We start from the raw sequence: 10,535 nt of genomic DNA, 5'->3' as shown, positions 1-10,535 counted from the left end.
CGACGAATCGGGCCGGCCGATGCCGACCGGACAATTCGAGACGCTCGCCGCCGACACCGTGATCATGGCGTTGGGACAAGAGACCGAGTCGGCGTTCATGCGAAGCCTGCCCGGGGTGGAGTTCGACGACGACGGATCGGTGCGGGTCTCGCGGACGTTGATGACCGGCTGCCCCGGGGTGTTCGCCGGCGGCGACATGGTCCCCTGCGAACGTACCGTGACCGTCGCAGTGGGCCATGGCAAGAAGGCCGCTCATTACATCGATGCATGGCTGCGCGGTGCGTCGACGGAGCAGCCGCCCAAGCATCAGACTGCCGACTTCGATGACCTGCACCTGTGGTACTTCGGCGACGCGAGCCGTCGCCAGCAACCCGAACTGGCACCGCCACAACGGATTACCGGATTCGACGAGATCATCGGCGGCTTATCCGCCCAGGCCGCGACCTTCGAGGCCGGTCGGTGTCTTTCCTGCGGCAACTGCTTCGAGTGCGATGGCTGCCTCGGTGCCTGCCCCGAGGACGCGGTGATCAAACTCGGTCCGGGGCGCCGCTACCGCTTCGACTACGGTCGGTGCACCGGTTGTGCTGCCTGTTTCGAGCAGTGCCCGGTGCACGCTATCGAGATGGTGCCGGAGCCGAAATGACACGCGCCACGCTAGACGGCAACGAGGCGGCGGTATCGGTGGCGTATCGGCTCAACGAGGTGTGTTGCATCTATCCAATCACCCCGTCCTCGCCGATGGCCGAGCTTGCCGATGACTGGTCGAACCGGCATCGGCCCAACGTATGGGGCACTGTGCCAACCGTAGTAGAGATGCAAAGCGAAGGCGGGGCGGCCGGCGCGCTGCACGGCGGCTTGCAGGGCGGGGCGCTCACGACGACGTTCACCTCGTCGCAGGGCCTGCTGCTGATGATCCCGAACATGTACAAGATCGCCGGCGAGCTCACCTCCGCAGTGATCCATGTTGCAGCAAGATCCCTTGCAGCGCAGGGACTCTCGATCTTCGGTGATCATCAGGATGTGATGGCAGTGCGGCAGACCGGCTTTGCGCTGCTGTCGTCCGCGTCGGTTCAAGAAGCCCACGACCTGGCCCTGATCGCCCAAGCGGCCACGCTGCGCACCCGAATACCGTTTGTGCATTTCTTCGACGGCTTCCGCACTTCTCACGAGCTGAACACCATCGAGTTGCTCAGCGACGACGACTTGCGAGCTCTGGTTTCCGAGGAGTTAATCCTGGCCCACCGTGGCCGGGCGCTGTCGCCGGCGCGGCCGTTCATCCGTGGCACCGCGCAGAACCCGGACACCTATTTTCAGGCCCGCGAGACGGTGAATCCGTTCTACGCGCGGGTGCCCGCGGTCGTCGAGGACGCGATGGCGCAATTGGGGCGGCGCACCGGCCGAGAGCTGCACATCGTCGACTACGCCGGGCATCCGCAGGCCGAGCGGGTACTGGTGCTGATGGGATCGGGCGCCCAGACCGCAGCAGAGACTGTGGCTGCGCTCACCGCTCGCGGCGAGCGGGTCGGTGTGGTCCAGGTGCGCCTGTATCGGCCGTTTCCGACGCAGGCACTGCTCGCCGCGCTGCCGGAAACCGTTCGCGCGATCGGCGTGCTGGACCGCACCAAAGAGCCGGGGTCGCTCGGGGAGCCGCTCTATCTCGACGTCGTTGCCGCGCTGACCGAGGCGTACCACAGAGGTGAACGGGCGGAGCTGCCGACGGTGTGCGGCGGCCGGTATGGGCTGTCATCCAAGGAGTTCACTCCGGCCATGGTCGCCGGCGTGTTCGCGGAACTGGCAAGCGAGCAGCCGCGGGCCCGCTTCACCGTGGGCATCGACGACGACGTCTCGGGCACCAGCATCGCCTACGATCCGCACTTCGAGATCGAGTCCACCGACACCACGAGCGCGCTGTTCTTCGGGCTCGGCTCGGACGGCACCGTCGGCGCCAACAAGAACACGATCAAGATCCTCGGTGGCGAAGGCAATCTATATGCGCAGGGCTATTTCGTCTACGACTCCAAAAAGTCGGGCTCGCAGACCGTTTCGCATTTGCGGTTCGGCCCGCATCCGATCCGGGCGCCGTATCTGGTGCAGCGAGCCGACTTCGTCGGCTGCCACCATGCCCGGTTCCTGGAGACGGTCGATGTGCTGGGCCGCGCTGCACCCGGAGCGGCGTTGTTACTCAACAGCTCCCGTCCGCCCGACCGGGTGTGGGATTCGTTGCCCGGCAGGGTACAACAAGAGATCATCGACAAACATATCAGCGTGTATGTCATCGACGCCGGCGCCATCGCCCGCGAGGTTGGACTGGCCGGCCGGATCAACATTGTGCTGCAGACGTGTTTTTTCGCCATCTCCGGTGTGCTGCCAGACGACCAGGCGATCGCCCAGATCAAGGACAGCGTGACAAAGACCTACGGGGCGCAAGGCACCGACGTGGTGGTCCGCGAACTTGCCGCTGTAGATCACGCCTTGACAGGACTGCACCAGGTCGACATTCCCGACCAGGTCACTTCCAGCTACCAGCCCCGGCCTATTGTTCCGGCCGACGCACCGGATTTCGTGCGGACCGTTACTGCCGAGATGATCGCCGGCCGCGGGGATGCACTGCCGGTGAGCGTGCTACCCGTGGACGGCAGCTACCCAAGCGGCACCAGCGCCTACGAGAAACGCAACATCTCCGATCTCGTCGCGCTCTGGGATCCAGACACCTGCATCCAGTGCGGAAACTGCTCATTTGTCTGCCCGCACAGTGTGATTCGCACAAAGTTCTATGACCGCGACCAGCTTGCCGATGCCCCGGCAACGTTCGTCTCGGCGCCGTTGACTGCCGTCGGCCTGCCCGACACCCGCTACACGTTGCAGGTGTATGTCGAAGACTGCACCGGATGCGGGTTGTGTGTGGAAGCCTGTCCGGCAGTTGTGCCGGGCGCGCCGATCACCAAAGCGATCAACCTTGCGGCCCGCGAGCCGCTCGTCGCCGCCGGTCGCGAGAACGTGGCATTCTTCGAGAAACTCCCGGCGACCGATCGATCGCGCGTGGACTTCGGCACCGTGCGAGGTGCCCAGTTCCTGCAGCCGCTGTTCGAATTTCCCGGCGCGTGTGCGGGCTGCGGCGAGACCCCGTATCTGAAACTGCTTTCGCAACTGTTCGGCGACCGGTTGATGATCGCCAACGCGACCGGCTGTTCTTCAATCTACGGGGGCAATCTGCCGACCACACCGTGGACGACCAACGCCGACGGGCGCGGTCCGGCATGGTCCAACTCGCTGTTCGAAGACAACGCCGAGTTCGGACTCGGCCTTCGTCTTGCCGCCGATACACACAGTCGCCAAGCCCGGCACATCCTCTCCGCGCACCGCGACGTGCTGGGCGTCGATTTGGTGGACGACATCCTGGCCGCATCGCAGCGGCAGGAATCCGACCTGCACGCCCAGCGCGAGCGAGTCGCCGAACTCGAAACCCGACTCGACCGTCTCGAGCCCGCGGTGGCCGACGGGTTGCGCAGCGTCATCGACCATCTGATCCGACGGAGCGTATGGATCGTCGGCGGCGACGGCTGGGCCTACGACATCGGCGCCGGGGGGCTCGATCACGTATTGGCCACTGGGCGCAACGTCAACGTTTTGGTGCTCGACACCGAGGTGTACTCGAACACTGGCGGTCAGATGTCCAAGAGCACACCGCTGGGCGCGGTGGCCAAATTCGCCGCCGGCGGCAAGACGGTCCCGAAGAAAAACCTTGCGCTGCAAGCCATCTCCTACGGAAATGTCTACGTCGCGCAGGTGGCTATGGGTTCCGACCCACAGCAAACGCTGCAAGCATTTCGTGAAGCCGAGGCCTACGACGGGCCGTCGCTGGTGATCGCCTACAGTCACTGCATCGCCCACGGCATCGAGATGCGCCAGGGCCTCGACCAGCAGTACCGCGCCGTGGCCAGCGGCCATTGGCCGCTGCTGCGTTATGACCCCGAGGTGCGGGCTAACGGCAAGAGTCCCTTCCTGTTGGACTCGCACCGGCCGCGGATCCCGATCACCGACTACCTCTACCGCGAGCTGCGCTATCGCGCATTGTCCAATTCTGACCCCGAGGAGGCCGAGCGATTGCTCGGGCTGGCGCAGCAGGCCATCGATCGGCGCTGGGAGGCATACGAGGACATGGCATCTCGCGGTCCGCAGCACTTCCCATCCGACGGCCGTAAGGAGCGCTGATGGACCTGTCGACGCGTTACCTCGGGCTCACCCTGCGCAACCCGCTGCTGGCAGCGGCCTCTCCGCTGAGTCGCAACGTTGACGGTGTCCGGCGGCTCGCCGACGCTGGCGTCGGGGCGGTGGTGCTCCACTCGCTGTTCGAGGAACAGTTGCGCCGCGAGGCCGAGCAGAATACCCGGCTGGCCGCACAGGGCAGTGAGACCTACGCCGAATCCCTGACTTACTTCCCGCCGGTGGTCGACGACGTTTACCGGGCCAGCCGCTATCTGCATCTGCTCGAATCCGCCGCCGGCGCGGTGGACATACCGGTGATCGGTAGCCTCAATGGCGTCACGCCCGGCGGTTGGGTGCATTATGCGGGCTTGATGCAGAACGCCGGCACGGCTGCCATCGAGTTGAACGTCTACTACCTGCCCGGTGATCCGCACATCGACGGGCGGCAGGTCGAGCAGCGTTATCTCGATGTCCTGGCTGAGGTCAAAGGTGCCGTAGAAGTGCCGGTGGCGATTAAGCTGAGCCCTTTCTTCAGCTCGATCGGCGAGATGGCGCAGCGGCTTGACCAAGCAGGCGCCGATGGACTGGTGCTGTTCAATCGATTCCTGCAGCCCGACATTAACTGCGAGACGCTCACACCGGCACCCGACGTGCCCTTGTCGACCGCCGCCGAGATCAGGTTGCCGCTGACATGGATTGCGCTGCTGCACGGACGGTTGCGTGCCTCACTGGCTGCCACCACCGGTGTGGAGTCCGCCGCCGACGTGGTCAAGTACCTGCTCGCCGGGGCGGACGTCGTCCAGTCTGCGTCCGCACTGCTGCGGCATGGCCCCGAGTACGCCAACGTCCTGCTCGACGGGCTGCGTGATTGGATGCTACGCAAGGGGTTTACCACGCTCGATGAGGTGCGCGGCATCCTCTCAGTGCATGACGATGGGTCAGCGCGAGAACGTGGGGATTATGTCAGTGCCCTACGGAACGCCAACAGCAGCGCGTACGGCGACTATTGACGCATGAGAGTGCTGCCAACGTTGCCGGCATCCCGATCGAATGTTCTTTACCTTGCCTCATCATCCGATCGTGCTGTGGCTGGGCATTTCGTCGCCGAAGTTGATCCCCATATCGCGGGCGGTCAGCATCGAGTCGCAGTCGAGCGGAACCTTCTTCTGCCGGCGGGTGGCCTCGGCGAGCGGTACATAATCCACCGTCGGCGGGTTTAGCGCCACCATGACACCGTTTTGCCCTTCGTCGAGGGCACGCACGGCGGCGGCGCCGAAGCGCACGCCGAGCAACCGGTCGAACGCGGTAGGCGAACCGCCCCGCAGCAAGTGGCCCAGCACGACCGTGCGTGCCTCTCGTCCGGTCATCTGTTCGAGCTCGGCGGCCACCTTAGCGCCGATGCCACCGAGGCGTTCGGCCTGCCCCAACGACTTGCCCACGATCGATGCCTCTCCGCCGACCGGCCGGGCGCCCTCGGCGACGCAGACGATAGAGAACTTCGCACCGTGCCGCTCGCGGTGGGTGATCACGGCGGCGACCGGCTCGAGACTGAACGGAATCTCGGGGATCAGGATCGCGTGCACATCCGACGCCATGCCGGCGCTCAGGGCGATCCATCCGGCGTAGCGGCCCATCACCTCCACCACGATGATCCGGCCATGCGACGTAGCGGTGGTGAACAGCCGGTCGATGCATTGCGAGGCGAAGCCGACAGCGGTGTCGAAACCGAACGTCGACGTCGTCTTCTCCAGGTCATTGTCGATTGTCTTGGGCACGCCGACCAGGCGCAGCCCGGCCTGGTGCAGGTGGAGGCCTATCGACATCGTTCCGTCGCCGCCGATCGTGATCAACGCATCGATTCGGTGCTCCTCGAAGCGGCCAAGCAGCTCTTCGGTTCGGTCGACTTGGATCCAGGTGCCATCGCTCTGTTGCACCGGGTAGGCCGTCGGGTTGCCACGATTGGTGGTGCCGAGGATCGTGCCACCCTGGTGGATGATGCCGCGAACCCTGTCACGAGTCAGCTCGATCAGCCCACCATCGGGATAGTCGCCCGGGAACAGCAACCCGTTGAAACCGTCGCGGATCCCGATGACATCCCAGTCGCGGTTTCGCGCGGCCAAGGTGGCCGCATGGATGACGGCGTTAAGTCCCGGCGCGTCACCACCGCCGGTGCTCAGAGCGACCCGTTTGATCGGAGGTCTCACGGGGCGAACCCTACGCCAGCGAAACACTGAGGCGTGAGGTTCAGATCAGGCGTCCACGACCAGCCTGAGCTGCCCCAGGTTTAGTTCCGTATAGGAGGATGGTGCGCCTTCGGTACCCACCGGAGTTTCGGGCCCGTGCGTTGCGGTTGTCGATCAGCGTTTTCGAGCGGGGTCCTTGCTTTCGGAGTAACCCGCCAATCCAGCTCATTAGACCCTCAATTGACGCCCTCAAAAAGACCTAAGTCATCAACCGGCTGCCAAAGGGCCCCGATCGCGCACAGGAGCTTCTCACCGGTTTACCTACGCACGATGATTGGCAGCACGAGCACGTTTGGGTTGGTCTAACCGGTATCCGCGCAGCCCCCGATGAGCTCGGGCAAGGAGTTTGAGCGTGAAGCTGCCGGTCACGATCGATCCGCGCTTGCATGACGCCGTGATCTTCGATCTCGACGTTGTGGCCGCGTGCAGGCCAGAGCCCGGCGAGCCCGTGCCGGAGGCGACGGCCGTGCTGGCGCGCAGGTTGCACGAGGCCGGCGTCGCGACGGCCGTCTATTCGGCGGGCCGTCAGTGCGAGCACGCGCTGCGAGCGGCCGGGATCGCCGAATTGTTCGGCGCCATCGCTGAGGCGCCCGGGCCCGGCGCAAAGGCCGATGCTGCGGTCCTCATGCTGGCCGCCAGCAAGCTAGGTGTGGCTCCCGAGCGATCAGCTGTTGTCGAGGGCACCGGAGCCGAGGTGGAAGCGGCCTGCAGGGGAGGCTTCGCGCTCGTCATCGGTGTCGGCCGGGACGGGCATGCCGACGAGCTGCTGCGGTGCGGTGCCGACGTGGTGGTGCCCGATCTCGCTCACGTCGAGGTCCGCATAGGTGACAAACGCAGGTCGCAGCGTCCGAACGCGCTGGATTCCTACGGCGAGCTGATCGGCGTTGTCGGTGGCCGGCAGCTGTTCTTGTGCCTGGACTACGACGGCACGCTGTCGGAGGTCGTGGCGGACCCTGACGCGGCCACGCTTGTGGACGGCGCAGCCGAGGCACTGGAGCACCTGGCAGCGCAGTGCCCGGTTGCGGTGCTGTCCGGCCGGGATCTGGCGGACATCCGCGACCGGGTAGGGCTGCCGGGAATCTGGTACGCCGGCAGCCACGGCTTCGACCTGATCGGACCCGACGGCAGTCACCACCAGTACGACGCGGCGGCTGCTGCGGTACCCGTGCTCGAGAGAGCGGCGGCCGACCTGCGCGAGGAGCTGAGCCAGATATCGGGAGCACTTGTCGAACACAAGAGGTTCGCGGTGGCGGTCCACTACCGCAATGTCGCAGCCGAGCACGTCGGCGAGGTGGTCGCGGCCGCACACCGACACGGACAACGACATGGCCTTCGGATGACGAGCGGCCGCAAGGTCGTTGAGTTGCGGCCGAACATCGATTGGGACAAGGGCACCGCACTGGCCTGGATCCGTGGTCGCGTCGATCAAACGGGTCGGGTGGTGCCGATGTACATCGGCGACGATCTCACCGACGAGGATGCGTTCGACGCGGTTCGATTCAACGGCATCGGCATAGTCGTCCGACACGACGAGGACGGCGACCGTCCGACTGCCGCCGGCTTCACGCTGAGAAATCCCACCGAAGTTCGTGACTTTGTGCGCCGCGGCGGCAACTGGCTAGCATACGAGCGCGAAACACACACCCGCGCTTGGACGTACACGTTCGAGGGCTACGATCCGCAAAAGGAAAAGCTGCGCGAAGCGTTGTGCACGGTCGGCAACGGCTACTTTGCCACCCGCGGGGCAGCACCGGAATCGAAGGCCGGTCAAGTCCATTACCCGGGAACCTATGCCGCCGGCGTTTACAACCGGCTCGACGACCAGATCGGCGGCAACCGCACGGACCACGAAAGCCTGGTGAACTTGCCCAACTGGCTGCCGTTGACGTTCCGCATCGACGGCGGTGACTGGTTCGACGTCGATTCCGTCAGGTTGTTGTCCTACCGCCAGACCCTCGACCTTCGCGGTGCGGTGCTGACCCGCAAACTGCGCTTCCGCGACAACGTCGGCCGCACCACTTCGATTGCGCAGCGCCGGCTGGTGGCCATGCACACGGCCCACGTGGCTGCCATGGAGACGACGATCGTCGCCGTGGACTGGTCGGGGACGATCGAGATCCGCTCGACACTCGACGGCAACGTCCGCAACGGTCTGGTGGAGCGCTATCGCGACCTGGCCAGCAATCACCTGCATGCGCTGAATAAGCGTGCGCTGTCTGAGAACTCGGTGCTGATGACCGTCGAAACCACGCAGTCGAAGATCCCGATCGCACTGGCCGCACGAACCAGCTTGTGGCACGGCGAGACGCCGGTGCCTGCGACGTATGAGCTGCTCGACGAACAATTCGAGATCGGCCACGGGATCTTCACCGAGCTCGAAGAGGGCCAGACGCTGACCGTGGAGAAGGTCGTGACCATGGTCACCGGGCGTGATGTCGCGACGTCCCACCCGGCCGTTGGGGCTGAGCGCAGGCTCGGCCGCCAGGGGCGATTCGCCGAGATATGTGAGGCCCACAAGCTCGCGTGGGCCCATCTTTGGGAGCGGCTGTCCATCGAATTCGAGGGCCACGTTGACGAATTGCGCATCGTGCGTCTGCATCTGCTTCATCTGCTGCAGACGGTGTCCTACCACAGCGCGGAACTTGACGTCGGGGTGCCGGCCCGGGGGCTGCACGGTGAGGCATACCGCGGGCACATCTTCTGGGACGAGCTTTTCGTCTTCCGGGCGCTGGACCTGCGCCTTCCGACGGTCACCCGGTCGCTGCTGAGATACCGGTATCGTCGCTTGCCGGAGGCCCGCCGCGCCGCCGCGCTGGCCGGTTACCGCGGCGCGATGTATCCGTGGCAGTCCGGCAGCGACGGTCGGGAGGAAAGCCCTACGTTGCACCTGAATCCGCGGTCCGGCCGGTGGCGGCCCGATCCCAGTCACCGAGCGCACCACATCGGCATCGCCATCGCCTATAACGCGTGGCAGTTCTACCAAGTCACCGGCGATCTGGCGTATCTGATCGACTACGGCACCGAGATGCTGGCCGAGATAGCCAGGTTCTGGGTGAGCAGAACGACATACGACCCCGAACAGGATCGCTATCACATCAATGGCATCATCGGGCCTGACGAATTCCACTCCGGTTACCCGGACCGGCCGTTCGACGGGGTGAACGACAACGCGTACACGAATGTGATGGCGGTCTGGGTGATCTTGCGGGCGATCGACGCGCTCGAGTTGATGCCGCTACCTAACCGATTGGATTTGCGCGAGAAGCTGGAACTGACAGATAACGAGCTGGCGCAGTGGGATCACGTCAGCCGGCGCATGTCTGTCCCGTTCCACGAGGGGGTGATCAGCCAGTTCGGGGGATATGAGCAACTGGCAGAACTGGATTGGGGCGTCTACCGGCAGCGCTACGGCAACATTCAGCGGCTGGACCGCATTCTTGAGGCCGAGAACGACGATGTCAACCGGTACAAGGCGTCCAAGCAGGCCGACGCCTTGATGCTGCTCTACCTGCTGTCGTCGGACGAACTGCGCGAGCTGCTTGGTCGACTGGACTACTACTTGAGCCACGACCAGATCCCGAAGATGGTCGACTACTACGTGGCCCGCACCTCCCACGGATCGACACTGAGTGGGGTCGTCCACGGATGGGTGCTGGCTCGGGCCAATCGCGATCGCGCGCTGGATTTCTTCCAGCAGGTGCTCAAGGCCGATGTCGCCGACATCCAGGGCGGGACCACGGCCGAAGGCATTCATCTGGCCGCGATGGTCGGCAGCGTCGACTTTGTGCAGCGCTGCTTCACCGGCCTGGAGATGCGTGACGATCGCATCGTGCTGTCCCCGCAGTGGCCGGAATACCTTGGCGCACTGAGCTTCCCGATCCATTACCGCGGCCAGCACCTGCACCTGCGGATCAGTGGGAAAGGTGCGGAGATCAGCGTCGACCCCCGTGAAGTTCCGTCGGCCGAGGTCGAATGCCGGGGGCGGGTAGAACGGTTGACACCCGGGCGCGTCATCCGGTTCCGATAGCGGGCAGCAAGACGACGGTGTCGATGATCGTGCGCTCGTGCAGGTTGTAGTCGCCGCCA

At 64.9% G+C, this 10,535-nt stretch carries 5 protein-coding genes; 4 read left to right on the top strand and 1 reads right to left on the bottom strand.

Annotated elements, in window-relative coordinates; all coding sequences use genetic code 11:
* The 3 genes from VEI45_RS02320 to VEI45_RS02310 all read left to right on the top strand — a co-directional run.
* The coding region (locus VEI45_RS02320; RefSeq protein WP_324849745.1) for an FAD-dependent oxidoreductase at window positions 1-643 on the top strand (643 nt) is incomplete at its 5' end.
* The gene (gene nifJ / locus VEI45_RS02315) at window positions 640-4,212 is read left to right on the top strand and encodes a pyruvate:ferredoxin (flavodoxin) oxidoreductase (protein ID WP_324849743.1); all 3,573 of its coding nucleotides are present in this window, start codon (window positions 640-642) and stop codon (window positions 4,210-4,212) included. The genes VEI45_RS02320 and nifJ, both read left to right, overlap by 4 nt.
* On the top strand, window positions 4,212-5,216 hold the full coding sequence (locus VEI45_RS02310; protein WP_324849741.1) for a dihydroorotate dehydrogenase-like protein: 1,005 nt from the start codon (window positions 4,212-4,214) through the stop codon (window positions 5,214-5,216). The genes nifJ and VEI45_RS02310 overlap by 1 nt, the downstream gene beginning before the upstream one ends.
* Window positions 5,217-5,276: 60 nt before the next feature.
* Here VEI45_RS02310 and VEI45_RS02305 read toward each other — a convergent pair whose 3' ends face one another.
* The gene (locus VEI45_RS02305; RefSeq protein ID WP_324849739.1) at window positions 5,277-6,410 is read right to left on the bottom strand and encodes an ATP-dependent 6-phosphofructokinase; all 1,134 of its coding nucleotides are present in this window, start codon (window positions 6,408-6,410) and stop codon (window positions 5,277-5,279) included.
* A 391-nt stretch (window positions 6,411-6,801) separates the two neighbouring features.
* Between VEI45_RS02305 and otsB the strand changes: the two genes are divergently transcribed.
* Window positions 6,802-10,476 (top strand): trehalose-phosphatase, encoded by a 3,675-nt coding sequence (gene otsB, locus VEI45_RS02300; RefSeq protein WP_324849737.1) that lies wholly within the window; start codon window positions 6,802-6,804, stop codon window positions 10,474-10,476.
* The last annotated feature ends 59 nt before the right edge of the window (window positions 10,477-10,535 follow it).

The organism is Mycobacterium sp. (genome assembly GCF_035623875.1).
GTDB lineage: Bacteria > Actinomycetota > Actinomycetes > Mycobacteriales > Mycobacteriaceae > Mycobacterium.
Note: the sequence above shows the minus strand (reverse complement) of the source record. Positions and strands in the feature narration are given on the sequence as shown.

Excerpts from the sequence above, each read along its gene's own strand:
- nifJ (WP_324849743.1), top strand. The coding sequence starts at position 640 with ATGACACGCGCCACGCTAGACGGCAACGAGGCGGCGGTATCGGTGGCG.
- VEI45_RS02310 (WP_324849741.1), top strand. The coding sequence starts at position 4,212 with ATGGACCTGTCGACGCGTTACCTCGGGCTCACCCTGCGCAACCCGCTG.